Source organism: Curtobacterium sp. MCSS17_005, assembly GCF_003234225.2.
In the GTDB taxonomy this organism is placed as follows: Bacteria; Actinomycetota; Actinomycetes; order Actinomycetales; family Microbacteriaceae; genus Curtobacterium; species Curtobacterium flaccumfaciens.
Genome location: NZ_CP126258.1, coordinates 1,462,743 through 1,488,778 on the forward strand (window position 1 = coordinate 1,462,743; position 26,036 = coordinate 1,488,778).

The 26,036-nt window shown below is 71.8% G+C and carries 24 protein-coding genes and 1 pseudogene; 8 read left to right on the forward strand and 17 right to left on the reverse strand.

The window, feature by feature from the left end; genetic code table 11:
* Window positions 1-5: 5 nt before the first annotated feature.
* Window positions 6-338 (reverse strand): hypothetical protein, encoded by a 333-nt coding sequence (locus tag DEJ20_RS07025; RefSeq protein ID WP_146245467.1) that lies wholly within the window; start codon window positions 336-338, stop codon window positions 6-8.
* A 90-nt stretch (window positions 339-428) separates the two neighbouring features.
* Between DEJ20_RS07025 and DEJ20_RS07030 the strand changes: the two genes are divergently transcribed.
* The 3 genes and pseudogenes from DEJ20_RS07030 to DEJ20_RS07040 all read left to right on the forward strand — a co-directional run bounded on the left by DEJ20_RS07030 (window position 429) and on the right by DEJ20_RS07040 (window position 1,798).
* Window positions 429-809, forward strand: a complete 381-nt coding sequence (locus DEJ20_RS07030; RefSeq protein ID WP_071404200.1) for a DoxX family protein — start codon at window positions 429-431, stop codon at window positions 807-809.
* Window positions 776-1,267: pseudogene (locus DEJ20_RS07035) on the forward strand (DUF6264 family protein); the annotation flags it as partial. The gene DEJ20_RS07030 and the pseudogene DEJ20_RS07035, both read left to right, overlap by 34 nt.
* Before the next feature lie 96 nt (window positions 1,268-1,363).
* Window positions 1,364-1,798 (forward strand): hypothetical protein, encoded by a 435-nt coding sequence (locus tag DEJ20_RS07040; protein ID WP_111236078.1) that lies wholly within the window; start codon window positions 1,364-1,366, stop codon window positions 1,796-1,798.
* A 4-nt stretch (window positions 1,799-1,802) separates the two neighbouring features.
* Here DEJ20_RS07040 and DEJ20_RS07045 read toward each other — a convergent pair whose 3' ends face one another.
* Complete coding sequence (locus tag DEJ20_RS07045; protein ID WP_111236077.1) at window positions 1,803-2,423, reverse strand: hypothetical protein; 621 nt, start codon at window positions 2,421-2,423, stop codon at window positions 1,803-1,805.
* Window positions 2,424-2,823: 400 nt separating this feature from the next.
* Window positions 2,824-4,278, reverse strand: a complete 1,455-nt coding sequence (locus DEJ20_RS07050; RefSeq protein WP_071404196.1) for an APC family permease — start codon at window positions 4,276-4,278, stop codon at window positions 2,824-2,826.
* A 97-nt stretch (window positions 4,279-4,375) separates the two neighbouring features.
* Here DEJ20_RS07050 and DEJ20_RS07055 point away from each other — a divergent pair, with 97 nt between their 5' ends.
* A complete protein-coding gene (locus DEJ20_RS07055; RefSeq protein WP_051596670.1) occupies window positions 4,376-4,804 on the forward strand; it encodes a DUF6892 domain-containing protein in 429 nt (142 codons plus the stop codon).
* A 42-nt stretch (window positions 4,805-4,846) separates the two neighbouring features.
* Here the strand turns inward: DEJ20_RS07055 and DEJ20_RS07060 are convergent, their stop codons facing one another.
* Genes DEJ20_RS07060 through DEJ20_RS07070 form a run of 3 tightly spaced genes read right to left on the reverse strand, consistent with a single transcriptional unit; the run spans window position 4,847 to window position 7,503 of the window.
* Window positions 4,847-5,458 carry a uracil-DNA glycosylase gene (locus DEJ20_RS07060; protein WP_111236076.1) on the reverse strand — a complete coding sequence of 204 codons (612 nt, stop codon included), beginning with the start codon at window positions 5,456-5,458 and terminating at the stop codon, window positions 4,847-4,849.
* Window positions 5,455-6,657, reverse strand: a complete 1,203-nt coding sequence (locus DEJ20_RS07065; RefSeq protein ID WP_111236075.1) for a glycosyltransferase — start codon at window positions 6,655-6,657, stop codon at window positions 5,455-5,457. The genes DEJ20_RS07060 and DEJ20_RS07065 overlap by 4 nt, the downstream gene beginning before the upstream one ends.
* A 9-nt stretch (window positions 6,658-6,666) precedes the next feature.
* Window positions 6,667-7,503 (reverse strand): DUF429 domain-containing protein, encoded by an 837-nt coding sequence (locus DEJ20_RS07070; protein WP_111236074.1) that lies wholly within the window; start codon window positions 7,501-7,503, stop codon window positions 6,667-6,669.
* Window positions 7,504-7,656: 153 nt separating this feature from the next.
* On the opposite strand from DEJ20_RS07070, the gene ligD reads away from it, so the two are divergent.
* Window positions 7,657-8,679, forward strand: coding sequence for a non-homologous end-joining DNA ligase (gene ligD / locus DEJ20_RS07075; protein ID WP_111236073.1), 1,023 nt, complete (start codon window positions 7,657-7,659; stop codon window positions 8,677-8,679).
* A gap of 69 nt (window positions 8,680-8,748) precedes the next feature.
* Here the strand turns inward: ligD and DEJ20_RS07080 are convergent, their stop codons facing one another.
* The 3 genes from DEJ20_RS07080 to DEJ20_RS07090 form a co-directional block, all read right to left on the reverse strand.
* The gene (locus DEJ20_RS07080; RefSeq protein WP_155896788.1) at window positions 8,749-8,892 is read right to left on the reverse strand and encodes a hypothetical protein; all 144 of its coding nucleotides are present in this window, start codon (window positions 8,890-8,892) and stop codon (window positions 8,749-8,751) included.
* Window positions 8,889-9,050, reverse strand: coding sequence for a hypothetical protein (locus DEJ20_RS07085; RefSeq protein ID WP_163343780.1), 162 nt, complete (start codon window positions 9,048-9,050; stop codon window positions 8,889-8,891). Before DEJ20_RS07085 ends, DEJ20_RS07080 begins: the two co-directional genes overlap by 4 nt.
* A gap of 143 nt (window positions 9,051-9,193) precedes the next feature.
* The gene (locus DEJ20_RS07090; protein ID WP_111236072.1) at window positions 9,194-10,237 is read right to left on the reverse strand and encodes an ATP-dependent DNA ligase; all 1,044 of its coding nucleotides are present in this window, start codon (window positions 10,235-10,237) and stop codon (window positions 9,194-9,196) included.
* A 157-nt stretch (window positions 10,238-10,394) separates the two neighbouring features.
* On the opposite strand from DEJ20_RS07090, the gene DEJ20_RS07095 reads away from it, so the two are divergent.
* Window positions 10,395-11,438 (forward strand): MBL fold metallo-hydrolase, encoded by a 1,044-nt coding sequence (locus DEJ20_RS07095; RefSeq protein ID WP_181431605.1) that lies wholly within the window; start codon window positions 10,395-10,397, stop codon window positions 11,436-11,438.
* A 21-nt stretch (window positions 11,439-11,459) separates the two neighbouring features.
* Here the strand turns inward: DEJ20_RS07095 and DEJ20_RS07100 are convergent, their stop codons facing one another.
* From DEJ20_RS07100 to DEJ20_RS07115, 4 genes are all read right to left on the reverse strand, one after another.
* Entirely contained in the window at window positions 11,460-12,092 is a 633-nt protein-coding gene (locus DEJ20_RS07100) for an FMN-dependent NADH-azoreductase (protein ID WP_111236070.1), read from the reverse strand.
* 141 nt (window positions 12,093-12,233) lie between these two features.
* Window positions 12,234-13,823 carry a putative Ig domain-containing protein gene (locus tag DEJ20_RS07105; RefSeq protein WP_111236069.1) on the reverse strand — a complete coding sequence of 530 codons (1,590 nt, stop codon included), beginning with the start codon at window positions 13,821-13,823 and terminating at the stop codon, window positions 12,234-12,236.
* Window positions 13,824-14,076: 253 nt separating this feature from the next.
* Window positions 14,077-15,924 carry a hypothetical protein gene (locus DEJ20_RS07110; protein WP_111236068.1) on the reverse strand — a complete coding sequence of 616 codons (1,848 nt, stop codon included), beginning with the start codon at window positions 15,922-15,924 and terminating at the stop codon, window positions 14,077-14,079.
* A gap of 158 nt (window positions 15,925-16,082) precedes the next feature.
* On the reverse strand, window positions 16,083-16,985 hold the full coding sequence (locus DEJ20_RS07115; RefSeq protein ID WP_071405378.1) for a LysR substrate-binding domain-containing protein: 903 nt from the start codon (window positions 16,983-16,985) through the stop codon (window positions 16,083-16,085).
* A gap of 105 nt (window positions 16,986-17,090) precedes the next feature.
* On the opposite strand from DEJ20_RS07115, the gene DEJ20_RS07120 reads away from it, so the two are divergent.
* Window positions 17,091-20,573 (forward strand): proline dehydrogenase family protein, encoded by a 3,483-nt coding sequence (locus tag DEJ20_RS07120; protein ID WP_111236067.1) that lies wholly within the window; start codon window positions 17,091-17,093, stop codon window positions 20,571-20,573.
* 112 nt (window positions 20,574-20,685) lie between these two features.
* On the opposite strand, the gene DEJ20_RS07125 is transcribed toward DEJ20_RS07120, so the two are convergent.
* Both DEJ20_RS07125 and DEJ20_RS07130 read right to left on the reverse strand, forming a co-directional pair.
* Window positions 20,686-21,129, reverse strand: a complete 444-nt coding sequence (locus DEJ20_RS07125; RefSeq protein ID WP_111236066.1) for an acyl-CoA thioesterase — start codon at window positions 21,127-21,129, stop codon at window positions 20,686-20,688.
* Entirely contained in the window at window positions 21,126-21,734 is a 609-nt protein-coding gene (locus tag DEJ20_RS07130; RefSeq protein WP_071247243.1) for a QsdR family transcriptional regulator, read from the reverse strand. The genes DEJ20_RS07125 and DEJ20_RS07130 overlap by 4 nt, the downstream gene beginning before the upstream one ends.
* Before the next feature lie 59 nt (window positions 21,735-21,793).
* Here DEJ20_RS07130 and DEJ20_RS07135 point away from each other — a divergent pair, with 59 nt between their 5' ends.
* Window positions 21,794-22,975 (forward strand): acyl-CoA dehydrogenase family protein, encoded by a 1,182-nt coding sequence (locus DEJ20_RS07135; protein WP_111236065.1) that lies wholly within the window; start codon window positions 21,794-21,796, stop codon window positions 22,973-22,975.
* Window positions 22,976-22,997: 22 nt separating this feature from the next.
* Here DEJ20_RS07135 and DEJ20_RS07140 read toward each other — a convergent pair whose 3' ends face one another.
* Both DEJ20_RS07140 and DEJ20_RS07145 read right to left on the reverse strand, forming a co-directional pair.
* The gene (locus tag DEJ20_RS07140) at window positions 22,998-25,064 is read right to left on the reverse strand and encodes a S9 family peptidase (RefSeq protein ID WP_111236064.1); all 2,067 of its coding nucleotides are present in this window, start codon (window positions 25,062-25,064) and stop codon (window positions 22,998-23,000) included.
* Window positions 25,061-25,957 (reverse strand): patatin-like phospholipase family protein, encoded by an 897-nt coding sequence (locus DEJ20_RS07145; RefSeq protein ID WP_111236063.1) that lies wholly within the window; start codon window positions 25,955-25,957, stop codon window positions 25,061-25,063. Before DEJ20_RS07145 ends, DEJ20_RS07140 begins: the two co-directional genes overlap by 4 nt.
* Window positions 25,958-26,036: the final 79 nt, after the last annotated feature.

A 26,036-nucleotide genomic window follows, 5' to 3' on the forward strand; every position in this document is an offset into this window, starting at 1 on the left:
CGGCTTCAGCGGTTGGCGTACGGCGACCAGAACGGCGCCGGGAACGCGCCCCCGGTCACGATCACGAGCACCTGCCAGACGAGCATGACGAGCCCGGCGCTCCCGATCACGATGCCGATCCACGACCAGACCTGCACGGCCCGGCGACGACCGGCGATCCGGATCGCCCGCCAGCCACTGAGCACGCACACCAGCCCGAACACCGCACCGAGCAGCACGTGCTGCACGGTCGACTGTGCGGGCACGATGATGCCGAGGTAGAACGCGACCGGTCCGAGCACCACCGCGAAGGTCGCCGGGGCTGCCGGCGGTTCGTGGTCTCGAGCGACTGCTCCCATGGACCGCATGGTAGCGAGTGAACCTCGCTTCGAACACGTCCGAGTCGCGCAGCGCGGGCACCCGGTCGCGGGAACGGGCACCATGGAGGCATGCGTTCCTTCTTCCGCGTCCTGCTCGGCCTGGCCCTCGTCGTCGCGGGCACGAGCCACCTCACCTTCGCGCGCAAGGAGTTCACGGCGCAGGTCCCCGAGTTCGTCCCGCTGGACGACGACACGACGGTGCTCGCGTCGGGGGTCGCGGAGATCACGCTCGGCTCGGCCCTGGTGCTCGCTCCGAAGCCGGCCCGCCGCTTCGTCGGCTCGGTCGCGGCCCTGTTCTTCACGGTGATCTTCCCCGGCAACCTGTCGCAGTGGGTCAACCGTCGCGACGCCTTCGGCCTGGACAGCGACGAGAAGCGCTTCGTCCGCCTGTTCGGTCAGCCCGTCCTCATCGCGCTCGCCCTCTGGTCGACGCGCGGCCGGCGCTCCTGATGGACGCGCCCGCGCGGCAGAGCGGCCCGGCCCCCGGGACGGGTCCTGGGACGGGTCCGGCTCCACTCGGGTCCGGTCCGGCGCGCTTCGGTCGGGAGGCCCGGCACCCCCTGGCAGGCCGCAGCCGCGTCGCGGACGTGGTCGCCTCCACCGCGCTGCTCGTCGTGCTCACGGTCGGTGCGTTGGCAGCGGGGTGGGGGATCAAGCTCATGTCGCTGGCGTTCGTGTCGTGCGCGGCGCCAGGCAACACCTGCAACGAGACGCTGGGGGACTCGGTCGTCGTCGTGGGGCCGATCATCGTGGCGGCGGTGCTGGTCGCGACGATCGCCGTCTGTGTCCTGCGGCTCGTGCGGCGTCGGCTGACCTGGCCGGTGGTGCTCGTCGGCATGGCGGCGATCGTCGCGGTGTTCTTCGCCTCGCTGCTGCTCGTCGACAGCTCGGTCACGCACGGCATCTGAGGCACTCTTCCCTCACAGGCTGGGTTCGTGGAGCGGCTATCCACAGAACCCGGATCGCGCTTCGGGCGGTGGCTTCCGGTTCGCCACGCTGGAGCCATGCCTGACACCGAGATGCTCGACCGCCTGATCCGTGAACCCGTCCGCACCGACCACGATGTCGTCCGACTCGTCGAAGCCGTCGTCGAACGACCGCTGCGCCGGCAGTGTTGGGTGCTGTTCCTCGACGACCGTGGGATGTCGATCCCGTTCCTGTTGCCGATCGCTGACCTGCCGTACTCCCCGGACGAACACGTCGACGACTTCGCGGCCCTGATCGCGGACATCGTGGCGCAGCTCGGGGCCGTCGACGTCGTGCTCGTGTGGGAACGCCCCGACGCCGACCGGCTCTACCCGGTGGACTGGGAGTGGGTCGACGCCTGCGCGTGTGCCCTCGACGAGCAGTCGGTCCGGCTCCGCGCCCAGGTCGTCGTGCACTCCGGGGGAGCCGCGATCGTCGAGTTCGACGAGGAGACGCAGGCGGTGGCCTCGTGAGCGGTCAGCCCTGGGGAGCGGCGTCCGGCACGTCCTGGCCGGTGAGCTCCTCGACGATCGCCTTCGCCTGCGGCCACGACTTCGCGTAGTGGTCCGGGTCCGAGTTGATCTGCACCGCGTGCGCCACCTGCGTCGGGGTCATCGTCTTCCACCCGGGGACCTTCACGAGCTTCGCGTAGAACATCGACGCGGCCGTGTACGGGTCCATCCGCTGCTCGTACGTGCCCCACGCGCCGTTGTCGCGCTGCTGGAACAGGCCGCGGCTGTCCGGGCCCGCGGCGTCGCCGTGGTCCAGGTTCACCAGGCTGGACTCGCCGATCGCGGTCATCACCCCGACGGCCTGCGTGTGCGGGCCGATGCCGAGCGCCTGGGCGGCTTCGATCACGTGCGCGGCGTTCACCAGGCGGTCCTGACAGAAGCCACCGACGGGGCCGGCCGGCACGACCATCCCGCCGATCGTCTTCGAGGCGACGGCCGGGCACGCGGGAGTCGGGGTGGCGGCGCTCGACTTCGCGATGCCGGCGAGCGAGTTGACCGCGATCACCACGAGGACGACCACGCCGATGCCGACCGCCACGATCCCGGCGCCGAACACCGAGGCGAGGGTGATGCCGACACGGCGCATGACGGGACCTCTCGACGGGCTGGGCGGGTGCTGGGCGGGCGGAGCGGGAAGAGCAGCACGAGCGTACGGGCGCCTCCTGGGAAGCGTGCGGCGGCCCGCCGTGATCGCACGTTCGCGGTTCGGGGTTCGGGGTTCGGGGTCCGGAGTTCGGAGTTCGGAGTTCGGAGTTTGCCGCCGGTTGCTCGCCGCGGGGAAGGTGCATCCCCGGCAACGAGTGACGGTTCTGGTTCACGAAACGGGGGCTTCGCGAACCAGAACCGTCACGGGTCACTCGTGCACGTCAGTCACCGTCGGCGTCGAGCGTCCTGTCGACCTCGACGTAGGCGCCAGCCCCCGGCGGACAGCGACAGCGCGGCGATCACCGCGATGACGATGGTCCAGATGACACTGGTCGCGTCCATCAGACGTCGCGGTGGTCGTGCGGCGGGCGCTGCACCTTCGTCGGCTCCGTCACGAGTCCGGTCGGGGCCTTCTCGGCCTGCTTCCGTCCATGGGTGAACCAGGTCAGGATCCAGAGCAGCACGCCCAGGGCCAGCAGCGCGCCGGCGATCTGGTACTGCTGCGGGTCACGACCGGACGAGAACGGCAGGACGAGCCAGAGGCACGTGATGATGCCGATGACCGGGATGATGACGCCCGCGCGGAAGTGCTTGTGGTCGACCTTGTCGCGGCGCAGCACGAGCACGGTCACGTTCACGACGGCGAACACCGTCAGCAGCAACAGCGAGGTGGTGCCACCGAGGACGACGACGATGGGGGAGTCCGGGTCGAGCGAGACCCACCCGATCAGCAGCAGCGAGATGAGCGTGGTGAAGACGATCGCGGTCGACGGGGTGCGACGGGCGGGGGAGATTCGGGACAGGAAGCCCGGCAGCACGCCCTGCTTGCTCATGCCGTAGAGCAGACGCGACGCCATCATCATGTTGATCAGGGCCGTGTTGGCGACGGCGAACATCGAGATGAACGGGAGCAGGTCGGCGATCGGGAAGTCCGGCGCGGCGGTCTGCACGACGGTGACGAGCGGGGTCTCGTTGCCGGCGAGCTCTCCGATCGGCACCACGGCCACGGCGCAGATCGACACGAGGACGTAGATCACCGCGGTGATCCCGAGGCCGGTGAGCATGATCTTCGGGAAGATGCGCGAGGGGTCCTTGGTCTCCTCGGCCATGTTGACCGAGTCCTCGAACCCGACCATCGCGAAGAACGCCAGCGACGTCGCGGTGCTGATCGACAGCAGCAGGGACTTGTCCTCCGGCGTCTCGAACATCACGACCCGCGAGAAGTCCGCGTTGCCGCCCGCGATCGCCCAGAACCCGATCAGGATCACCATGACGAGACCGGACAGCTCGACGAGCGTCAGCACGACGTTCGTCTTGACGCTCTCGCTCACCCCGCGGAAGTTGATGAACATCACCGCGAGCATGAAGCCCATCGCGATGAGCATCACCACGCCGTTCGGCAGCTCGATGCCGAACCCGGCGCCGAGGTTCGCCGCGAACGCCCGTGATGCCGTCGACGCCGACGTGATCCCGGAACACATCACGATGAACGTCACGATGAAGGTGACGAAGTGGATGCCGAACGCCTTGTGCACGTAGAGGGCGGCACCGGCGGTCTGGGGGTACTTGGTCACGAGTTCGAGGTACGAGAAGGCCGTCAACAGCGCGACCGCGAACGCGATGAGGAAGGGGAGCCACGCTGCTCCGCCGACCTCGGCCGCGACCTGGCCGGTGAGCGCGTAGACACCCGTGCCGAGGATGTCGCCGACGATGAAGAGCAGCAGGAGCTTGGGACCGATGACCCGGCGGAGCTCGTGCTGCTCCTGCTGTGGGCGGTCCGTCTTGGTGGTGGCCATGCGTCACCCTTGCGCGCGAGATGCCTTTCTGTCCAGTCCCACAGGAAGGTTTCTCGCGATCGCAACACGGTCGCTCGGCGACGGATACGCTCCGGCCATGGACCAGCAGTCGAACACCACCGAGGAGCCCATCGAGTTCGCGGACTTCAACGCGAAGCTCCTGGTGCTCGACGTCCTCTGCTACGACCTCGACGTCCTCGACCCCTACGACCCGGACGCCGAGGACGAGACCGACGAGGACCTCGACGTCGACGGGCAGGACGACCGGGCGCGCGAGTACTACGACGACCTCGACCTGCTGCCGTCGCACCTGTCGCTCGTCACCGAGATCACGGTGGACTCCGACCTCGAGGTGCTGCGGGACGTGCACCCCGGCTGGGACGGCTCGGACGACCGCTTCGACCCGCAGAACTGGGACGACCTGCTCGACCTGCCGGAGCTCCGCACCGTGTACGCCGCCGCACCACTGCCCGCCCACGTCGCCGAGCGGCTCGCGGCCAAGGGCGTCGAGGTCCGCTCCGCCTGAGCGGGACGCGACCGGGACGGACCGGGGCGGACGGACGGACGGCTAGCGGTCCAGCGCTCGCAGCTGTTCGGTGAACTGCTTCGCGCCGCCCTGCGCCGGGTGCCGCACGGCGGTCGCCTCGATGCCGGCCAGGGCGAGCGCTCCCTGCGCCTTCCGACCGACGGCGACCACCCGGACCCGCTCCACGCCGCCGAGGGCCTCCAGCAGCGCGAGGGCGACGGGTGCTCCCGAGCGGACCTCGGCGGGTCGGGGCGTTCGGTTCGTCAGCCGGTCCGGTGCCACGAAGGGGTGGTGCGGGAAGATCGCCCACGCGACGGGGAGCGCACCGCGCCAGCCTTCCAGTGCCGCGTGCACGACGCGCGACGAGGCCTCCCACGGTGCCGTCGGCTCCGGTGGCACCGAGTACCCGGACCCGAGTTCGCGCATGCTCGTGAACGGCACACCCGTGTTCGTCATGCCGCGCCACCCAGGGGCCTCGGCCACGAGCAACGTGTCGGCCCCTGCGCCGGACTGCTCCAGGTACCGCGTCAGGTTCGCTCGTCGCAGTCCTCCCTCGGCCGACCCGACGTCGTAGAGCGCCTCGGCGTCCGACTCGACGGGTACGGCGTCGAGCGCCGCCCAGAACGCCGCGAACCGGCCGCCCGTCCCGCTCACGATCGCCCGAGCACCCGGCGGTAGACGTCCTCGAGCCCCGCGGCCGATCGCTCCCAGCTGAGGCGCTCCGCGTGCTCCCGGCCCGCCGCGGCGAGGCCGGCGGCGTACGGCGCATCCGTCAGGATCCGCTCGATCTCGTCCGCCCACGCCTGCGAGTCGCGGGACTCGAGCACGACGCCCGTCTCCCCGTCGACCACGGCCTCACGCAGGCCCCCGGCGGCGGCGGCCACGACCGGCACCCCGGAAGCGGAGCCCTCGAGCGCGACGAGTCCGTACGTCTCGGAGTGGGACGGCACGAGCACGGCTGCCGCGCCACGGAACAGGAACGCCAGGTCGGCACGCGACTGCGGCCCGATGAAGGTGACGTGGTCGGCGATGCCCCGCTCGTCGGCGAGCCGACGCAGTTCGTCCACGTAGTCGCCCGCCTCACTCGAGACGTCGCCCGCGATGACCAGGGTGGGGCGGGCCTCCAGGCTGATGTCCGCGATCGCCTCGATCGCCAGGTCCAGGCCCTTGAGCGGCTGCACGCGCGCCGCCGCGACCACGTAGGGGGTGGCGGCGCGGCGCGCACCGACGGCGGCGGGGCGGAAGACGGACCCGTCGACCCCCGGCGGCACGATCCAGATGCGGGCGTCGTCGCCGCCGAGCCGGGTGCGCACCGTCGAGGCCTCGGCCTCGGAGACCACCACGACGGCGTCCGACTCGCGAGCGAGCAGCTCCTCGCCGGCGATGCGGCCCGCGGACTCTGGGCGTTCGCCCTCGGACAGCGGCGTGGCCGGGTCGGCGGCGATGGAGTGGAACGACTGCACGTGGGGGATGCCGCGCTCGCGGGCGACGGGCAGCGCGGCCGCGCCGGAGAACCAGTGGTGCGAGTGCAGGACGTCGAACGGGCCGAGCTGCTGCAGCTCGTGACGGAACGGTTCGATGAACGCGTCGTGCTCACCCTTCGGCACCGGCTCGGCCGGCCCCGCGGACAGGAACCGCAGGCACACGCCCGGCACGAGCGACACCGAGTCCGGCTGCGTCGGAGCGGACCGTCGCGTGATGATGTCCACGTGGTGGCCCAGGTCAGCCAGCGCCTCGGCCTGGTGCCGGACGACGACGTTCATGCCGCCGACCTCGCCCGAACCGGGTTCGTCTCCGGGGGAGGTGTGCAGCGACACCAGCCCGATGTGCAGGGGTTCGGTCGTCGCGCTCACCGCTCAACCCTAGCCGCGCGGCCTCCGCTGCGACGGGCGTGCGGGCGCCACCACGACGGGCCGGCGGCCCGCCTCGTCCAACGGGTCGCACAGGAGGGCCGGATCACCTCCCAGGATCTGCACGCGGTCGTCGCCGTTTCGCTCCCAGAACGCCGCCGTCCACGCACACAGCGCCCCGTCAAGCAGGTCCTCGCGGTGCTTGTGCGTCGGACCGTGCAGCACCGACGGGTCGGCGAGCCGCCGGGTCAGCGGGTGCGAGTCGAGCAGCAGCGGCGGGTCGAGCGGGGTCTCGCGCAGCCGCCGGACCAGCTCGTCGAAGGCCTCGGCGCGACGGGCACGTGCCTCGGCGGCGGGGATCCGGAGGTCGAGCCGCTTGTACCGGGGTCGTTCCACGTCGTAGCCGAGCTCCTCCACGCCGACCAGCGTCGTGTACGGGTAGCACTCGAACATCGCCGGACCGGTGCGTCGGCGCATCGAGTCCGTGTCGGAGACGTAGCCGACGCCCAGCGTGGTCAGCCGGTCGAGCAGCGCTGAGCCGGCGCTCGCCGCCGATGCCTGGTTGGTCGGGTTCGCGGCGACCTTCCACCGGCCGTACCGCTGCCCGACCTGCCGCTCGGACTCGCGGATGCCCGTCGGGTTCGTCACGACGAGCGAGGCGTCCACGGCGATCAGGGATCGTGGCCCGAGGTGCTCGGCGATCCAGTCCGTGACGGCGTCGACCCCGCGGGCCCACCCGGCGTCGGTGATCGTGCCGTCGTGGTCCATCGCCACCAGCCCCGTCTCGTTCGCGGCCTTCCGCTCGGAGCCGAGCCCCCACGCCAGGTCGATGCCGAGGTACGCGTTCACCCGCCCATCCTGCCGACCCTGCCCGCAAGACACCGGTGTCCGCGCGCTGAACACCGGCGTGCGCGTGTTCGACCAGGGAACACCGGTGTCTTGCGGGAGCAAGAGCGGTCCCGGCTGCGGGCGGACGGCCGGCACGCGTGTACGGTCCGCTGCATGGCGAGCGAAGCGACGACGGTGCGGGTGCCCGGCCCTGACGGTGACCGCGAGGTCCGGATCAGCAGCCCCTCGCGGGTGCTCTGGCCCGAGGCGGGCATCACGAAGCTCGACCTGGCGGAGTACCTCGTCACGGCGGGGGACGCCTTCGTCCGGGCGAACGGCGACCGGCCGATCTCGCTGCAGCGGTTCCCCGGCGGCGTCGACGGCGAGCAGTTCTTCTCGAAGAACCCGCCGAAGGGGGCGCCGGACTACGTCCGCTCGGTCACGGTGACCTACCCGAGTGCGCGGTCGCACCCGCAGCTCGTGATCGACGAGCCGGCCGTGGCGGTGTGGGCCGCCCAGATGAACACGGTGGTCTTCCACCCGTGGGCTTCTCGTGCCGAGGACAGCGACCACCCGGACCAGCTCCGCATCGACCTCGACCCGCAGCCCGGCACCGACTTCGGCGACACGGTGCCGGTGGCCGAGGAACTCCGGAAGGTCCTCGACGAGGTCGGTCTGACCACCTGGATCAAGACGAGCGGCAACCGCGGCCTGCACGTGTTCGCGCCGATCCGCCCCGAGCACGAGTTCCTCGACGTGCGGCATGCGGTGATCGCTGCGGCGCGCGAACTCGAACGACGGATGCCCGACCGGGTCACGACGGCGTGGTGGAAGGAGGAGCGGGGGCAGCGGATCTTCGTCGACTTCAACCAGGCGAACCGTGACCGCACGATGGCCGGTGCCTACAGTCCCCGAGCTCTCGCACACGCCTCGGTGTCCACGCCGATCGCGTGGGAGGAACTGCGCACCGCGGACCCGACGACCTTCACGATCCGCACGGTGCCGGAGCGGCTGCGGACCACGGGCGACCCGTGGGAGTCGATGGGGGAGCAGCCGGGCAGCATCGCGCCGCTGCTCGAGTGGTGGGAGCGGGACCTGGCGAACGGCGAGGGTGAGCTGCCGTTCCCGCCGGACTTCCCGAAGATGCCGGGGGAGCCGCCGCGCGTGCAGCCCTCACGGGCGAAGAAGCCGAGCTGAGGCCGAGCGGCCGAGCGGCCGAGGGGCCGAGCAACAGGCGGCCGAATGCCGAACAGTCGCAGCCGAGCCTCAGGCTGCGGAGGAGACGTCCCGCTGACGGTCCGGGTCCTCGACGCGCGTGGTGTGCGTCGGCAGCCCGATGCTGGCGGTGTGCAGGCGGGTGAGCCGCGACCAGGTGCCGCGGTGCACGTCGGTGATGCCGTCGACGATCACGAGCCGAGTCCGACCGTGACGAGTGCGAGCGCCGTGGCGGTCACGCCGGCGATGGCGCTGATGACCGCGCTGAGCTGCAGGACGCGCTGGCGCCGTGCCTCTCGGACTTCTGTGAAGGGGCTCCGCCGAGGGTGGCGGACAAGCGTGCTGGTGCTCATGTCGACCGCTTTCGATCCGGGCGTCCGAATTGGACGCCTCGTGCTGCTGAGATCATCCTGGCACGGCTTCGCTAGTTCGGCTAACTACTTTTCCCCGAACGTGACAGAACAGCGACAAACGGACACCGCAGTGCGTTCCGTCGTCAGGACAGCACGTCGTTCAGGTCGTACGCACTCGGCACCTCGAGCTGCTCGAACCCGCACGACGTCGCGTCACGGTCGGGCCGCCACCGCTCGAACTGCACGGTGTGCCGGAACCGGTCGCCCTCCATTTGGTCGTACCGGACCTCGAGCACCAGCTCCGGCGCCAGCCGGACGAACGACGTGTCGCGACCCGACGAGAACCGCGACCGTTCCCCGTCACCGGTGACGGGCCTCCCGTCCGCATCGCGGAGCACGACGGGCTCGAGCTCGTCGATCAACGCGGCCCGGCGCTTGTCGGAGAAGGCGGAGACGCCGCCGACCTGGCGGAGCTCGCCGTCCGCGTCGTACAGGCCGACCAGCAGGGACCCGACGCCGGAGCCGCTCTTGTGCACGCGGTAGCCGATGGCGACGACGTCGGCCGTGCGGTGGTGCTTGATCTTGAGCATCGAGCGCTTGTTCGGTTCGTACGGCCGCGCTCGCGGCTTCGCGACGACGCCGTCGAGCCCGGCGCCCTCGAACGTGGTGAGCCACTCGCGCGCCTGCTCGACGTCGAGCGTGGTGCGGGTGACGAAGAGCGGGTCGGTCATCGCGTCGCCGAGCTGCTCCAGGCGCTCGCGACGCTCGTCGAAGGGGCGGTCCACCAGCTCTTCGCCGTCCACCGCCAGCAGGTCGAAGGCCACGAACTGCGCCGGCGTCTCGACGCTGAGCTTGGCGATCCGCGAGGCTGCCGGATGGATGCGCTGCGACAGCGCCTCCCAGTCGAGGCGCTCGGCACCGGGCTCGCCGGAGCGCAGGATCACCTCGCCGTCCAGGACGACCGGGTGGTCGCGGCCGCCGAACTGGGCGCGGAACGCCTCGACGAGCTCGGGGAAGTACCGGGTGAGCGGCTTGGCGCCGCGGCTCCCGATCTCGACGTCCTCACCGTCGATGGTCACGATGCCCCGGAAGCCGTCCCACTTCGGCTCGTACCGCAGCCCGCCCTTCGTGCTGTCCTGATCGGGGACGGTGGCGACGGCCTTGGCGAGCATCGGTGCGATCTCCATGGGTCCTGTCTACTCGCGGGAGTCGGCGGGGCTGCGCACTTCGTGAGCAGGAATGGTCGGGTCCGGCTCGACGACCCGACATCTTCTGCTCACGATGCGCGGCCGGGAGGCCCGGATCACCCCGGGCAGGTCGGGCGGCGTCGATAGGGTGGCGAGCGTGACGACCGTGCCTCCGCCGGCAGCGCCGGCCCCGGAACCGATCAGCCCCGTGCAGGCCGCCGCACTCCGCGACGGCGTCCTGCCACCCGTCGAGCAGGTCCGGCCGGGCATCTGGACCCTCGCGGTGCCGTTCCGGTTCGGGGTGCCCGACGCGACGCTGGTCTACGTCGTCGAGGGGTCGGACGGCTCGCTCGCGGTGATCGACCCCGGGTGGTCTGCCGACGGCGGGCTCGCCGAGCTACGGGACGGGCTCGCCGCGATCGGACGCACCCTGGACGACGTGTCGCTCGTGGCCGTGACGCACCTGCACGCCGACCACCTGGGTGCCGCGGCGGCCATCCGCCGGGCGACGGGCGCACGCGTGGCGATGCACGGCCTCGAGGTCCGCGCGCTCGAACGGGAACGCGCCGACGCCGAGCGGAACGACACCGCCATCGCGACGTGGGGGCTGCCGGAACACCTGCGGGCCGGGGTCGTCGAGGCGTGGGGCAGCGGACGCCAGATCGGGATGGGCCGGATCGAGGCGCCGTACGCCGACGTGCTGCTCGAGGACGGCGACCTGCTGCCGATCCCCGGTCGGACGATCCGCACACTGTGGACCCCGGGGCACACGAGCGGGCACGTGTGCTTCCTCGACGAGGCCGATGGGCTGCTGTTCTCCGGCGACCACGTGCTGCCGCGGATCAACTCCGGCATCGGGCTCGGCGGCCGGACCGGCACGAACCCGCTCGGCGACTACCTGGCGTCGCTCGCGCGGCTCGACCCGTACGCCGACCTCGAGGTCTGCCCGGGGCACGAGTACCGGTTCCGCGACGTCGTCACCCGCGCGCAGACGCTGGCCAGGCACCGGGAGGAACGCTCGCGTCACGTCGCCGCGGCCCTCGACACACTGGACCGTCCGACGCTGTTCGAGGTCGCCGCCCGGGTGCCCTTCAGCGGCGGGATCGAGTCGATGACCGGGTTCCTGCTCGCGAGCGCCCTGACGCAGACGGCCTTCCACGCGGAACTGCTCGGGCGGGCCGACGAGGTCCGGCCCGCCTGACGAGCGCCACGGACGCGCGGGTCAGCCGAGCGTCGTCGCCAGGCGTTCGATCGTCGTCTTCGCGTCGGCGAACTCCGCGGCGGCGTGGTCGGCCAGCGGCGCGAGGTCCGGCAGCCGGTCGGCCAGGGTCGCGCTGACCGTGATCGGGTACAGCTTCATGCCGAGCGCGGTGCCGAGCACGATGTGCAGGACGGGGGAGCCGTGGTCCCAGCCCTCGGTCGGGGTGCCGGCGTCGTAGGTGGCGCCGCGGCTCACCACGGTCACGACGGGGCGTCCGCCCAGGGGCTGCACGCCGCCGGTCAGGATGCCGGGCACGTGGACGCGGTCGATCCAGGCCTTCAGGGTCGACGGCACCGTGTAGTTGTACAGCGGCGCACCCACCACGACGACGTCGGCGGCCAGGAGTTCGTCGATGACCTCTTGACGCAGTGCCTCGGCCTCGGGGGCGACGGTCTCCTCGGCGGTGCGGTCGGCGGCGGCCCAGTGCAGCGCAGAGCTCTCCAGGTGGGGGAGCTGGTCGACGTGCAGGTCCCGTCGGACGACGGTGTACTCCGGGCCGCGGGTGCGCCAGGCGTCGGCGAAGGCCGCGGTCAGCGCGCGCGAGCGGGAGTGGGACAGGTCGGCCGAGGAGTCGATGTGCAGCAGCGTGGGCATGTCGCCAACGCTACCGGCGCGGACCCGGCCGGGCGCGGATGCGAAACGGCCCCGCCTGCTCCGGTACAGGAGCAGGCGGGGCCGTCACGGGCCTCCCGTCCACCGCGCGGGCACGCGACGGCCGGGAGACGTCTCAGGGTGTCAGCGCTGGGCGCGACGACGACGCGCGAAGCGGGCGCCGATGAGGCCGGCACCGGCGACGAGCAGGCCGAGGGCCCACGGCAGTGCGTCGGTGGTGTCCGAACCGGTGTAGGCGAGCTGGCCACCGGTGTTGACCGGGGCGACCGGGGCTGCTGCTGGCGCGACCGGGGTCGGGTCGGCGATGCCGGCGACCGCGGTCGGCTGAACGTCCACGGCGAACGAGGTGCTGAACGAACCGAAGGCGACGGACAGGTTGTGCACCGAGGCGTGCGGGAACGTGACGCCGACGATGCCGAAGTCACCGAGCTCGGGGTCCGGAGCGATCACGTCGCTGGCGATGTCCGACGTCACGGTCGGCAGGACCGTCTCGTCCTCGTCGGCCAGGATGTCGTTGCCGTAGCGGTCGACGAGCCCGCCCTGGACGACGAGCGTGCCGCCCTGCTTCACGGTCGGACGACCGCCGTCGGTGAACACGACCGAGAAGGAGTCATCGGTGGACTCGGCGTCGACCGTGTAGACCGAGCCGTCCGGCGCGATGACCCACGAGCGCTGCTTCTCGGCTTCCAGCTGCGAACGGTCGACCGTGTAGACCTGCACGCCGAGCGGTGCGCCGGCCTCGACGGTGAGCGAGACGTACTGGGTGACGGACTCGGTGCCGCTGGTCGCCGTGACGGCGAAGGTCCAGTCCCACGCCTCGGTCGTGACGCCGCTGAGCTCACCGGTCGACGCGTCGAAGGTGAGGCCGTAGGGGAGCTGGTCTGCGGGGGACATGTCGTCCTCCGGGAACTCCTCGGCGTACTCGGCGTCGTCCTCGTCGAACCAGGCGAGGCTGTACTTCGGCTCCGGGAAGCCCTGCGCACGGAAGGTGTGCGAGAAGGCGTCACCGGCGGCGGTGCTCAGCTCGAGCGGGCTGTCCTGCGTGGCACCGGCCTTGGTGGGCTGGCCGTCCTCACCGAGGAACGCCGGGGTCTGGGTCACGGCGGCGGTGGCCTCGGACTCGACCGTGGAGGTCTCGGTCGCGCCGGGCAGCGTGCCCGTGACGGCGACCGTGATGGTCTTGCGGACGTCGGTCGGCTCGACGACGTAGCTCGCGGCCTTCGACAGGACGTTGCCGTCCTGGTCGGTCCACGAGTACTTGTACCCCGCCTCGTCGTCGAAGCCGGTGACGACGGCGACGAGTCGGGTGCCGACCTTGGCCGTGCCCTCGATGGTGACGGTCGCGTCGGCGGCCTTGGCCGTGACGTCCGGCTTCGGGGTCTCGGTCGGCTTCGGAGCCTCGGTGGCGGCCGGCGCGGTGGTCTCCGGCGCGGCGGGCTCGGTGGCCTCGGGGGTGGGCGCCGGGGCTTCCTCGGCCGGAGCCGGGGTCTCGGGCGCGGTCTCGACGGGCGGGTCCGTCGGCGTGGGCGTCTCGCTGCCCTCGGCCGGGTTCGGGGCCGGCGTCTCGGCGGCCACGATCGGCTGCGTGGTGTCGAGCGTCTCGGCGTTGGCGGCCGTCGCGGTCATGATGCCGAGGCCGGTGGTCAGGCCGACCAGGGCGACTGTGGTGCCGACGGCGCAGGCGCGACGGACAGTGGAGGTGCTGCGGTGCACGGGATCCCCCAGGGATTCGGTCCGGGCTCATCGCCCAGATCATGTGAATTTGCCGAGAATGTCGGCGTTCTCGGATCGTAGCGGGATGACGTTGCCGGGCTGTGACGATTCACCGGAATGTGACCCGGGTTGGGGGTGCGTGCGGGAAACCGCCGGACCCCCGCACGCGCGGCGTGCCCTGTTGGCGCGGCAGGGCGGACGGGAGGCGCGGTGCGGGCCCGCACCGCGCCTCCCGTCCGTCCGGGGCCGCGTCTCAGGCGCGACGGCGACGCAGACGGTGGACCAGCAGACCGCCGCCGGCGGCGAGCAGGCCGAGCGCCCACGCGAGCGGCCCGGAGGCGTCAGCGCCCGTGTAGGCGAGGTGCCCACCGCCGCCGGCTGTCGGGGTCGTGTCGCCGACGGTCGCGACCGACGGCCGTACGTCCACGTCGAACGTGGTCGAGACGTCACCGAGGGCGACCGTGATGGTGTGCGGCGAGGCGTGCGGGAACCCGACGCGGGGCTCCCACTCGCCGTACGGCAGCGTCACTTCGTCGCTGGGCACGCTGCTCGTCACGACGGGCTGCGCCCCGTCGGACTCCTTCGTGCTGTTCCCGAACGCGTCGAGGGCCGTCACCCGGACGACCATCGTCGCCCCCTGGGTCACCGGGACGGCGTCGACCGGGATCGACTTCGGGCTCTCCGCGAAGACCTCGCGCAGGCCCTCGGCGTCGCGGAGCCACCCCTTCGGGGACCCGATCGTGCTGACGAGCAGGCTGAGTTCCTTCGTCGCGGCGGGACGGATGGACAGGTGGACGTACTGGGTGGCAGCGCGGGACCCGTTCATGGCCATGACCTGGAAGTCGTACTCGCCGGCCACCGTCGGAGCGCCGCTCAGGACCCCGCTCGTGTCACCGACGGCGAGGCCGAGCGGTGCGATCGGGTGTTCGTTGCCCGGGACGGGGAACGCCGTCGGGCCGGTCAGCAAGACGTAGTGCAGCTCCGTCGACGACCCCGTCGCGGTGAAGGTGCGCTCGATCTGCTCGCCCGCGGTGGTCTCGATGCGGATGGGGGACTCGGGCGTCGAGGGCTCGGTGAACGTGATGGTGTCCGGGGCGGCGGGCTCGTCGGTGTCCTCGGCGCCGACCACGACCTCGAACGACGTGGAGACGCCCCCTTCGGAGACGGTCACGGTCCGGGCGCCGGTGCCGCCGAAGGTCACGGTGTTCGAGGAGTCCCCGTCGTTCCACACCGCCGCGTCGGAGTCGTCCGTGCTCGTGACCGTCGACCGGGGGTAGTCCGGACCCGGCGTGGTCCGGTTGCCGTACGCGTCGACTGCGAGGCCGGCGAGCGTGAGCGGAGTGTCCTCGGCGACGGGGATGTTCGGCACGATGCGGACGCGGCCCTGACCAGCGGCCTGTTCCCAGATCGTGCCGTCGGTCTCGACCTGCCACAGCCCGTTGTGGTCGGGGGTGGCGACGCCGAACGTCACGCCCACGGGGTCGCCGGGAGCGACCGTCAGCTCGACGTACTGCGTGATCTCGGTCGAGCCGCTCAGGGCGACGACCTGGAACCGGAAGGTCCCGGCCTCCTTCGGGTCACCGCTCAGGACGCCGGTGTCGACGTTGACCCAGTAGTCGGAGGACGGGGCGTCCTGGATGGCGTAGCCGACGGTGCCGTCGCCGCCGGTGGTCTCGAAGGTGCGTGTGAAGGGCGTGCCGCTGGTGGCGGTGAGCTCGATCGGGTCCTCGGCGGTCGACGGTTCCGTGAAGGCGAGATCGCTGCCGTCGTCGGCCGCGGGTGCCGCGGACGCCGCAGGTGTCGCCGGTGCGGCGGACGCCGTGGGCTCTGGTGCCGGCGTTTCCGGGACCGCAGTCGGCGTCGGGTCGGTGGACGGGCCTCCCGGCTGCTCGTCGGTGTCGACCGTCGTGACGGGCGCGGCGGGCTCAGCCGGCGTACCGGGCTCGGCCGGCGTACCGGGTGTCGCCGTGCTCGTGGCGGTCGTGGGTTCGGCCGCCACGGCGGTCGCGGCGCCGATGCCGAACGCCGACGACGCGGTGACGATGGCGACGGCTGCGCCGATGGCAGCGACCCGTCGTGTGGTGGAGCAGGGCTGGTTCATGGGATCCCCCTCGGATGCCGGTCGGGGCACCGGGAGGTGCCCTCATCCAGGAGATGTCTGTGTCGACGAGATCCTGACGGATGCACAGGTCTCGATCCGGTCACGGCGCTGGAAGGCGCGCGCTGGATGGCGTGCGCGCTGGCTGGCGCGCCGGCGGATCAGTCGCCGACGGCGGCCGCCGCGCGCTCGAGCGCGTCACGGAGTGCGCGGACCGCCGGGGACGACGACCCCGCGGACCGCACCACGGTGAAGATCGTGCGTCGCGGCCCCTCCGGCAGCTCGAGCAGCCGACAGGTCGTCGTCCGACCGGTCCACATCAGGTCCGGCATCAGGCTCACCGCGTTGCCCGACTCGACCAGACGGATCTGCGTCTGCAGATCGGCGGTCTCGTACCGGACGTCGGGCTCGAAGCCCCAGCGCCGACAGACCTGCTCGGCGAAGTGCCGCGACGCGGTGCCGCGGGGTTCCATCACCCAGGGCATGGTGCGGGCGTCCTCGAGCGACGACACCGGGCGCAGGGCCGTGTCGAGCGGGGGCAGGGCGAGCCGGACGGCGTCGGTCGTCAGGTCGGAGCGGTCGAGCCCGGGCAGGTGCGGAGCGGCGTGGGCCGGGTACTGCTCGGCGATGACCATGTCGAAGTCACGAGCCCACGTCTCGTTCAGTGCGGTCTCCGGTTCCCGCTGGACCATCTCGACCCGGACGTCGGGGTGTTCCGTGGCCATCTCGTGCAGGGCGCTCGGCATCAGGGCGAGGGCCGCGGACTGGAACACCGCGACCCGCACACGCCCCTGCACGGACGACAGGGTCTCCTCCACCTGTGACTGCGCGTGCTCGAGGACGTCGAGCACCTGGCCCGCCGCGGCCACGAGCACCTCGGCCTGTGGGGTGAGCTGGAGCCGACGCCCGGCCTTGCGGAGGAGCTGCACACCGGCCTCCCGCTCCAGGGCGCTCAGCTGCTGCGAGACCGCCGACGGGGTGAAGTTCACGGCCTCGGCGACGGCCGCGATCGTGCCGCGGATGGACAGCTCACGGAGGAGCACGAGACGGCGGACGTCGAGCATGGTCCGACGCTAGCCGGATCAGGACCGGAACGGTAGCGGAACTGAACGGTATCCATCAGGAACGCTCACTTCCGCTACCGCATCCCCGACCTCCACACTGAACCCATGACGACGCTGCACGAGGACTCCGCCATCGACCACGACGCCCTGGCGGACCAGTCCGTCGCGCTCGTCCGACAGTGGCTCGCCGAGGCCGAGACCTACCCGGTCGACGGCTCCGCGAAGCAGCTCGCCGGCGTGCTCGCCGACCCCGCCGGCCTCGACTTCGCCGTCGGGTTCGTCGACGGGGTCGTGCGACCGGAAGACCTCGCCGTCGCCGCCCGAAAGCTCCGCCAGATCGCCCCCGATGCCCCCGGGTTCCTGCCCGCCGCGCTCCGCGGACTCGTCCGGCTCGGCGGCGGCATGGCTCCGATGCTGCCGAACGTCGTCGTCCCCATCGCTCGACGGGTCCTCCGGAACATGGTCGGCCACCTGATCGTCGACGCCACCGACTCCAAGCTCGGCCCGGCCATCGCCGGCATCAAGCGCGACGGCGTCCGCCTCAACGTCAACCTGCTCGGCGAGGCCGTCCTGGGGGAGCGCGAAGCCGCCCGCCGACTCGAGGGCACGCACAAGCTCCTGGCCCGCGACGACGTCGACTACGTCTCCATCAAGGTGTCCTCGACCGTGCACCCGCACTCGCCGTGGGCGTTCGGCCACGCGGTGGACGACATCGTCGAGCAGCTCCGACCGCTCTTCCAGCGTGCCGCAGCCGCCACCCCGGCCAAGTTCATCAACCTCGACATGGAGGAGTACAAGGACCTCGACCTCACCATCGCGGTCTTCACGAAGCTCCTCGACGAGCCGGAGTTCCTCGGCCTCGAAGCCGGCATCGTGCTGCAGGCGTACCTGCCCGACGCGCTCGCCGCGATGCAGGAGCTGCAGGAGTGGTCCGCCGCCCGCCGCGCTCGTGGTGGTGCCGGCATCAAGGTCCGTCTGGTCAAGGGCGCGAACCTGCCGATGGAGCAGGTCGAGGCCTCGGTCCACGGTTGGCCGCTCGCCACCTGGCACACCAAGCAGGACTCGGACACCAACTACAAGCGCGTGCTCGACTGGGCGCTCACCCCATCGCGCGTCGAGAACGTCCGCGTCGGTGTCGCCGGGCACAACCTGTTCGACGTCGCGCACGCCTGGCTGCTCGCCGGTGAGCGCGGTGTGCGGGACGGCATCGAGTTCGAGATGCTGCTCGGCATGGCGCAGGGCCAGGCATCGGCCGTGAAGAACACCGTCGGTTCGCTCCTGCTCTACACGCCGGTCGTGCACCCGGGCGAGTTCGACGTCGCGATCGCCTACCTGATCCGCCGTCTGGAGGAGGGCGCGTCGCAGGACAACTTCATGTCCGCGGTCTTCTCGCTGGTGTCCTCGCCGCCGCTGTTCGCCCGCGAAGAGGAGCGCTTCCGCGCCTCCCTGGTGCCGCTCGCGACGCCCGAGGGTCTCGAAGCGCCGGCCTCCCACCGTGTCGCCGACCGGTACGCCGCCGTCGGCCGCCCCGGCCCCGGCCACTTCGAGAACACCCCGGACAGCGACCCCTCGGTCGGCGCCGTCCGCGCCTGGGGCGACGCCATCACCGCGCGCGTCGCCTCGTCGACGCTCGGCGTCCGCGCCGTCCAGGAGGCCCGGGTCGACTCCGCCACGGCGCTCGACTCCGCGCTCGGCCGCGCCAAGGCCGCCGGTGCCGTCTGGGGGACCTGGTCCGGTGGTGCGCGTGGCGCCGTGCTGCACGCCGTCGGTGACGCACTCGAGGCGAACCGCGCCGCCCTCATCGAGGTCATGGCGTCGGAGACCGGCAAGACCATCGACCAGGCCGACCCCGAGGTGTCCGAGGCGATCGACTTCGCGCACTTCTACGGCACCCTGGCGTCCTCGCTCGACGACGTCGACGGTGCGACCTTCACGCCCGCGGCGCTGACCCTGGTCGCGCCGCCGTGGAACTTCCCCGTCGCGATCCCCGCCGGATCGACCCTCGCCGCGCTGGCGGCCGGGTCAGCCGTCGTGCTGAAGCCCGCGCCGCCCGCCGAGCGCTCCGGCGCCGTGCTCGCCTCGATCATCGAGACCGCGCTCGACGCCCACGGTGCCCCGGCCGACGTGCTCGCGTTCCTGCAGGTGTCGGAGGACGACCTCGGGCAGCAGCTCATCGCCTCGCCGATGGTCGACCAGGTCATCCTCACCGGTGCGTACGAGACGGCCGAGCTGTTCCGCTCGTTCCGCCCCGACCTGCCGCTGCTCGCCGAGACCTCGGGCAAGAACGCCGTGATCGTCACGCCGTCGTCCGACCTCGACCTCGCCGTGAAGGACGTCGTCGCTTCCGCCTTCGGGCACGCCGGTCAGAAGTGCTCGGCCGCGTCCCTCGTCGTCATGGTCGGCTCGGTCGCCAAGTCCAAGCGGTTCCGGAACCAGCTGCTCGACGCGGTGGCCTCGCTCACGGTGGGGTACCCGACCGACGCCGCGACGCAGATGGGTCCCGTCATCGAGCCGGCCTCGGGCAAGCTGCTCGGCGGCCTGACGAAGCTCGGCGCGGGGGAGTCCTGGGCCGTCGAGCCGAAGCAGCTCGACGAGACCGGCAAGCTCTGGAGCCCGGGTGTCCGACAGGGCGTCCGCCGTGGCTCCGAGTTCCACCGCACCGAGTACTTCGGCCCGATCCTCGGCATGATGACCGCGGACTCCCTCGACGAGGCGATCGACATCGTGAACGAGGTCGACTACGGCCTGACCTCGGGCCTGCACTCGCTCGACCCGGCCGAGATCGGAGCGTGGCTGACGCGGATCCAGGCGGGCAACCTCTACGTCAACCGCGGCATCACGGGCGCCATCGTCCGCCGCCAGCCGTTCGGCGGGTGGAAGAAGTCGGCGGTCGGTGCCGGCACGAAGGCCGGTGGGCTGAACTACCTGCTCGGGCTCGGGTCGTGGACGCCTGCACCGGCGGTCGCTGCGTCCGGTGTCGCCGTGTCGGGTCCGGTCTCGGCGTTCGCCCGGGCTGCCGAGGTCGCCTCGCCGATGCTCGACCGTGCGCTGGCGTCCGACGAGCAGGCCTGGTCGACGCTCTTCGGCACCGCGACCGACGTGTCCGCGCTCTCCGCAGAGCGGAACATCGCCCGGTACCTGCCGTTCCCGTCGGTGCAGGTGCGGCTGGCCGCGGTTGCCGGCTCGGACACGGACCCCGACGCCTCGGTGGTCGAGCTCGTCCGCGTCGTCGCCGCTGCACTCCGTGCCGGCACGAAGATCGAGGTCTCCACGGCCGCGACACTGCCCTCGTCCGTCGCCTCGGCGATCCGTTCGCTGCCGATCGTCCGCTCGCTGTCGCAGACGGTGTCCGACGAGGCCTTCGCGAACTCGGTCGCCTCGGGGCCGTCGACCCGGGTGCGGCTCATCGGCGGGGACACCTCGGCGCTGTACTCGGCCGTCGGTGGACGTCCCGACGTCGCGGTGTACGGCGGCCCGGTGACCGAGGCCGGGCGGCTCGAGATCCTGCCGTTCGTCCGCGAGCAGGCGGTGTCGATCACGGCGCACCGCTTCGGCACGCCGAACCACCTGACCGACGACCTGATCTGACCCCGGACTGCGGCGCTGGCGTTCGGGTCCAGCGCCGCTTGCAGAACCGAAGTGCCCCCGAACCGCGCGATCGCGTGGTTCGGGGGCACTTCGGTTCTGCGGAGGGTCCCGGTCAGTCGGCGACGGCGGGCTGCTGCGCGACCATCGAGCCGGTCACGAGTTCGCGGAGCTCGGCGGGCAGCGGGATCGGACGGCGCGCCCCCTCGCGGTCGATGATGACGTGCACGAACTCACCCGTGGCGAGCAGGGCGCCGTCGGACTGCCGGAACAGGCCGAACTCCCACGACAGGCTCGTGGTGCCGAGGTGCTTCGAGCGCATCCCCACCTCGATGACGTCCGGCCAGACGGCGGACTCGACGAACCGGCAGCTCGACGACACCAGCACGGCGATCCACTCCGACGAGAACGGGTCGAGCCCGGCGACCTCGCGGAACCAGTACGTCGACGCGTTGTCCATCGCCGAGTAGTAGATCGTGTTGTTGACGTGCCCGAACATGTCGTTGTCGTTCCACCGGGTGGGGTAGGTCCGGTGGAACGGGTACTCGTCGATGGTCATCGGTCTCCGATCGGTGGTGCGGGTGTGGCGTGCACCGCGTCGGGCCGCAGGACGTACTCGAACGCCGCACGGGCCCGGTCGGGATCAGGGGTCTCGCCGGAGATGAACTCGGCGTAGGTGAACGACTCGGAGATCCGGACGAGCAGCCGTGCGAGCTCCTCAGCCGACAACGGTGCCGGATCGAACGTACCGGACGACTCCTGCTGCTCGATGAGTGCGGTGACCCGGGCGACGAACCGGCTCTGCACGTCGCTGTCCGAGGTGGTGAGCAGACGCATCGCCCGAGCGGGTTCGCGCGTCAGGAACGCCCGGAAGTACGGGGCGTCGATCAGGTCGGCGGTGAACCGGTCGAGCACGACGACGAGCCGGGCCGCTCCGGTCGCCCCGATCTCGTCGGCGGCGTGGGTGGCCCCGTCGAGGGTCGGGACTGCGAGGGACCACAGGATCTCGGACAGCAACCGGTCACGGTTGCCGACCCACCGGAACAGCGACGTGCGGTCGACGCCGAGTGCGGCAGCCAACGCCCCCATGTCGATCCGTGAGCCGGCGATGAAGGTGTGACGGGCCTCCCGGAAGGCGCGCAGCGCAGAGTCCGATGTGTACACGCGATCCTCTCTTGCAACGTTTCCGAGAATGATGCATCGTGGTTCCCATGTCAACGACGATGCCCGCGACGCCCCTGCTCGAATCGGACTTCTACGGCTTCCAGCAGCAGCTCACCGAGCAGGAGCGCGCGTCGCTCGGGCGGCTCCGGCAGTACCTCGAGCGCGAGGTCGCGCCGATCGCCGACGAGTACTGGGCGCGCGCCGAGTTCCCGATGCAGGTCATCGCGCCCCTCGCCGAGCTCGGCATGTACGGGCCCGGCGTCCCGCTCGTGCGGCAGTTCGAGAACTCGGCCGTGTACCGCGGTTGGGCGGCCCTCGAACTCGGACGCGTGGACGCGAGCGTCGCCACCTTCATCGGCGTGCAGTCCGGCCTGGCGATGAACTCGATCGCGGTCGCTGGCAGCGACGAACAGCAGCGCGAGTGGCTGCCCCGGATGGCCACGGGCGAGATCGTCGGGGCGTTCGGGCTCACCGAGCCGTACTCGGGCAGTGACTCGGCGAAGGGTCTGCGCACCACCGCCCGGCGCGAGGGCGACGAGTGGGTGCTCGACGGCGAGAAGCGCTGGATCGGCAACGCCACCTTCGCCGACGTCGTCGTGATCTGGGCGAAGGACGTCGCCGACGGTCAGGTCAAGGGCTTCCTCGTCACCACCGACACCGCGGGCTTCACCGCGACCAAGATCGAGGACAAGATCGCCCTGCGCGGGGTGCAGAACGCCGACATCGTCATGCAGGACGTCCGGGTGCCCGAGTCGCGTCGGCTGCAGAACGCGACGTCGTTCCGCTCGACGGCCGAGGTGCTCCGACTGACCCGCACCGAGGTCGCCTGGCAGGCCGTCGGCATCGCGGTGGGGGCGTACGAGGCCGCGCTGGCCTACGCCCGCGAGCGGATCCAGTTCGGCAAGCCGATCGCCGCGCACCAGCTCGTGCAGGACCTGCTCGTCAAGTCGCTGTCGAACATCACGGCTTCGATCGCACTGTGCACGCAGGCCTCGGCCATGCAGGACGCCGGGGTCGGTGCCGACGAGCACTCGGCGATGGCCAAGGCGTTCGCCACCGCGAAGATGCGGGAGACCGTCGCCTGGTGCCGCGAGGTACAGGGCGGCAACGGCATCGTGCTCGACAAGGGCGTGGCCCGGTTCTTCGCCGATGCCGAGGCGATCTACTCGTACGAGGGCACGCGCGAGGTCAACACCCTGATCGTCGGGCGGGCGATCACCGGGCAGGCCGCGTTCGTCTAGCGGCCCGCCCGGCCCGCCCGCGCTACCCGAGCAGGGCCGGCCGCTCCCACTCCTGGTCGAGCACGTGCTGCCCGAGGAACGCGAACACCGTCTCGTACCAGACCACGGCGTGCTGCGGGGCGAGCACCCAGTGGTTCTCGTCCGGGAAGTACAGGAACCGGTGCGGCATCGAGCCGTCCGGCGCAGCGTGGTGCTCCGCGAGTTCGGACCAGAGCCGCAGCCCCTCGCCGATCGGCACCCGGTAGTCCTTGTCGCCGTGGATCACGAGCATCGGTGACGTGATCTCCGCCACGAACAGGTGCGGGTCGTTCGCCGCGATCCCGTCGGCGTCGAAGATCGAGGACCAGTACTGCGACGAGTCCGTCGTGCCGTTGAACTGGTCGAGCGCCCACAGGCTGGCGTGGGTGACGATCGCGCGGAACCGGTCGGTGTGCCCGGCGACCCAGTTGGCCATGTACCCGCCGAACGACCCACCCATCGCGGCGGTCCGGGTCGCGTCGATGTCCGCCCGCGCCTCGACCACGTCGGTGATCGCCATCAGGTCGGTGTACGGCGCCTGCCCCCAGGCGTTCCAGCCGCGGTTCACGAAGTCGAGCCCGTAGCCGGTGGACAGCGCGGGGTCCGGCAGCAGCACGGCGTAGCCCCGGGCTGCGAGCAGCATCGGGTTCCAGCGCCACGACCACTGGTTCCACGAGTTGAGCGGTCCGCCGTGGATCCACAGGACGAGCGGGTGCGGCCCCTCACCCTCGGGCACGACCAGCCAGCCGCGCACGCGGGCGCCGTCGGCTGCGGTCGTCTCGACCTCTTCCAGGTGGGCGGGCACGTCCGGCAGGGGCGCCGGAGCCGCCAACGGGGTCACCCTGCCGTCCGCCGCGATCCGCACCGGGTGCAGCGGGGCCGCCCAGGAGGCCCGGAGTGCCACCACCACGCCCGTCGCCGCCGCCACGCGCAGGCTCGAGTACGCCCAGTCGTCGTGCGTCAGCTGCTCGACGGCTCCGCCGTCGAGGGGGATGCGGAAGACCGGCGCGCGGCCGTCCTGGTCGGCGACCGCCAGGAGCGCGCGGTCGCCGTGCTCGAACACGAGCTCGCTCGGCCAGCGGTCCCAGTCGGTCGCGACGCGGCGGGCGTCGGAGCCGTCGATGCCGGCGACCCAGACCTCCTGCTGGTTCGCGCCGGCCGGGGTGGAGCGGACGGTGCGGACCCAGGCGATCGTCCTGCCGTCGTGGCTGAGCGCCGGCATCTCGTGGTCGACGTCGACGTCGTCGAACAGCACCGTGCGGTGGCCGCTGGACAGGTCGATGGTGACGAGCGTCGAGCGGTCCCCACGGGCCTCCCGGACGCCCACGGAGGCCAGCAGGACCGAGCCGTCGGGCGTGAGCGCCCCGCTGACGTGGTCGAGCGAGCGTCCGGGGGCCGGTGTGCGGTCGACTGGCCGGACGGGTTCGGCGCCGGCCGCGTCGCTGTCGGTGTCGCCGCCGGCCGCGTCGAGCGTCAGGACGTGCGTCTGTGCCGGGCCGAGGTCGTGGTCCCAGTACCGGACCGGGTAGGTCTCGTGCAGGATCGCGCGGACGTGCTTGTCCTTCCGGGTCTTCCGGAGCTCCGCGTCGGCTTCGAGCACGGTCGCGGGGTCGGAGCCGGCCCCCGGCAGCAGGTCGGCGGTCAGTGCGACGACCTCCGACGAGGCCGCGGTGGCCAGGACCCCGCCGACGCCCCCGGCCAGGCGGGTGAGCGGGCGGGCCTCGCCACCGGTCGCGGGCAGCACCCAGAGCTGGGCGGCCTCGAGGTCGGTGGCGTCGGCGTCGGGCCGGGCGGAGACGAAGAGCAGGTCACCGGTGCGGGTGAAGGCGATGCCGCCCTCGCCCTTGGCGGAGCGCGTGAGGCGGACCGGGTGTGCGGCGGGTGTACCGGCGTCGTCCGTGTCCTCGGCCGGGGCTGCTGGCACCTGCCAGATCGACCGGCGGTACCCGGTGCCGTCCGGGTCGAGTGCACTGACCGTCAGCGCGACGCGGGTGCCGTCGGGGGTGATGTCGATGCCGTCGACGCGGGGGAGCGCGATGTACTGGTCGAGGTCGGAGAACGGGGTGCTCATGCGTGCACGCTCGCCAGGTCCTCGGCCCAGAAGGCGGCCACCTGCTCGGCGACCGCGGTGCCCTGGGCGTGGCCGGCCTCGGCCGACGGTGCCTGGGTGGCGAGCGAGAGCGAGTTCGTGCCGAAGGCCTGCTGGGACGCGCTGTCCGCCACGACGACCTCGACCGACGAACCGCCGGCCCGCAGGGTCTCGACGGCGACGTCGAGCCAGGGCCCGCACGGTGACGGGCTCTCGGGGCCGCAGGCGATGACGAGCACCCGCTCGTACCCGGCGGCGGCGTCGGCGTTGGTGCCCGAGCGGACGCCACCGTCGACGTACGGGCGGCCGTCGATGGCGACCGGTGTCCAGACGAACGGCACCGAGCAGCTGGCCGCGACCGCGCGGGGGAGCGGCACGCCGTCGGCCGCCGTCAGCAGGCGGAAGGTGCCGTCGGTGGCGTCGACCGCGGTGACGGCGAGCGGCTTCTCCGGCCACTCGGTGGACGGGAGCGTCTCGCCGAAGGTCGCCGTGCGCTCGTCGTCGCTCTGCCCGCCGACGACCCGCTGGGCGGCCTGACCGAGTCGAGTACGGGCGTCCTGCTCGCCGGTCGCACCCTGCAGTGCTGCGCCGATGTGCTGCTGCACGGCTTCGACGTCGATGGGCGCCGGCTCTTCGTAGGTGGTCGGCGCCGGGGTGTGCTGCTGGTCGTAGGCCTGCTGGACGGCACCGTTCCGGACGAACGCGCCGACGACGCTGCCGGCGCTGGTGCCGACGACGAGGTCGGCCGCGTCGAGGTCGACGCCGGCTTCCTGCAGGGCGACGAGGACACCGACTTCCCACGCGATGCCGGCGACACCTCCGCCACCGAGGACGAGGGCTCTGGATCCGGGGACGGGCGTGCTGACGTCGGTCATGGGTCCTGCTTACCAGCTGCGTGCGACGGGCCGGTGGAGGCCGATGGATCCTGTGGAGAACCCGCCTGTGGACAACTCC

What these genes read in the sequence shown, in the direction of transcription:
- DEJ20_RS07025 (WP_146245467.1), bottom strand. Translation starts at nt 338, where the DNA reads ATGGGAGCAGTCGCTCGAGACCACGAACCGCCGGCAGCCCCGGCGACC.
- DEJ20_RS07030 (WP_071404200.1), top strand. Translation starts at nt 429, where the DNA reads ATGCGTTCCTTCTTCCGCGTCCTGCTCGGCCTGGCCCTCGTCGTCGCG.
- DEJ20_RS07040 (WP_111236078.1), top strand. Translation starts at nt 1,364, where the DNA reads ATGCCTGACACCGAGATGCTCGACCGCCTGATCCGTGAACCCGTCCGC.
- DEJ20_RS07045 (WP_111236077.1), bottom strand. Translation starts at nt 2,423, where the DNA reads ATGCGCCGTGTCGGCATCACCCTCGCCTCGGTGTTCGGCGCCGGGATC.
- DEJ20_RS07050 (WP_071404196.1), bottom strand. Translation starts at nt 4,278, where the DNA reads ATGGCCACCACCAAGACGGACCGCCCACAGCAGGAGCAGCACGAGCTC.
- DEJ20_RS07055 (WP_051596670.1), top strand. Translation starts at nt 4,376, where the DNA reads ATGGACCAGCAGTCGAACACCACCGAGGAGCCCATCGAGTTCGCGGAC.
- ligD (WP_111236073.1), top strand. Translation starts at nt 7,657, where the DNA reads ATGGCGAGCGAAGCGACGACGGTGCGGGTGCCCGGCCCTGACGGTGAC.
- DEJ20_RS07085 (WP_163343780.1), bottom strand. Translation starts at nt 9,050, where the DNA reads ATGAGCACCAGCACGCTTGTCCGCCACCCTCGGCGGAGCCCCTTCACA.
- DEJ20_RS07090 (WP_111236072.1), bottom strand. Translation starts at nt 10,237, where the DNA reads ATGGAGATCGCACCGATGCTCGCCAAGGCCGTCGCCACCGTCCCCGAT.
- DEJ20_RS07100 (WP_111236070.1), bottom strand. Translation starts at nt 12,092, where the DNA reads ATGCCCACGCTGCTGCACATCGACTCCTCGGCCGACCTGTCCCACTCC.
- DEJ20_RS07110 (WP_111236068.1), bottom strand. Translation starts at nt 15,924, where the DNA reads ATGAACCAGCCCTGCTCCACCACACGACGGGTCGCTGCCATCGGCGCA.
- DEJ20_RS07115 (WP_071405378.1), bottom strand. Translation starts at nt 16,985, where the DNA reads ATGCTCGACGTCCGCCGTCTCGTGCTCCTCCGTGAGCTGTCCATCCGC.
- DEJ20_RS07120 (WP_111236067.1), top strand. Translation starts at nt 17,091, where the DNA reads ATGACGACGCTGCACGAGGACTCCGCCATCGACCACGACGCCCTGGCG.
- DEJ20_RS07125 (WP_111236066.1), bottom strand. Translation starts at nt 21,129, where the DNA reads ATGACCATCGACGAGTACCCGTTCCACCGGACCTACCCCACCCGGTGG.
- DEJ20_RS07135 (WP_111236065.1), top strand. Translation starts at nt 21,794, where the DNA reads ATGCCCGCGACGCCCCTGCTCGAATCGGACTTCTACGGCTTCCAGCAG.
- DEJ20_RS07140 (WP_111236064.1), bottom strand. Translation starts at nt 25,064, where the DNA reads ATGAGCACCCCGTTCTCCGACCTCGACCAGTACATCGCGCTCCCCCGC.
- DEJ20_RS07145 (WP_111236063.1), bottom strand. Translation starts at nt 25,957, where the DNA reads ATGACCGACGTCAGCACGCCCGTCCCCGGATCCAGAGCCCTCGTCCTC.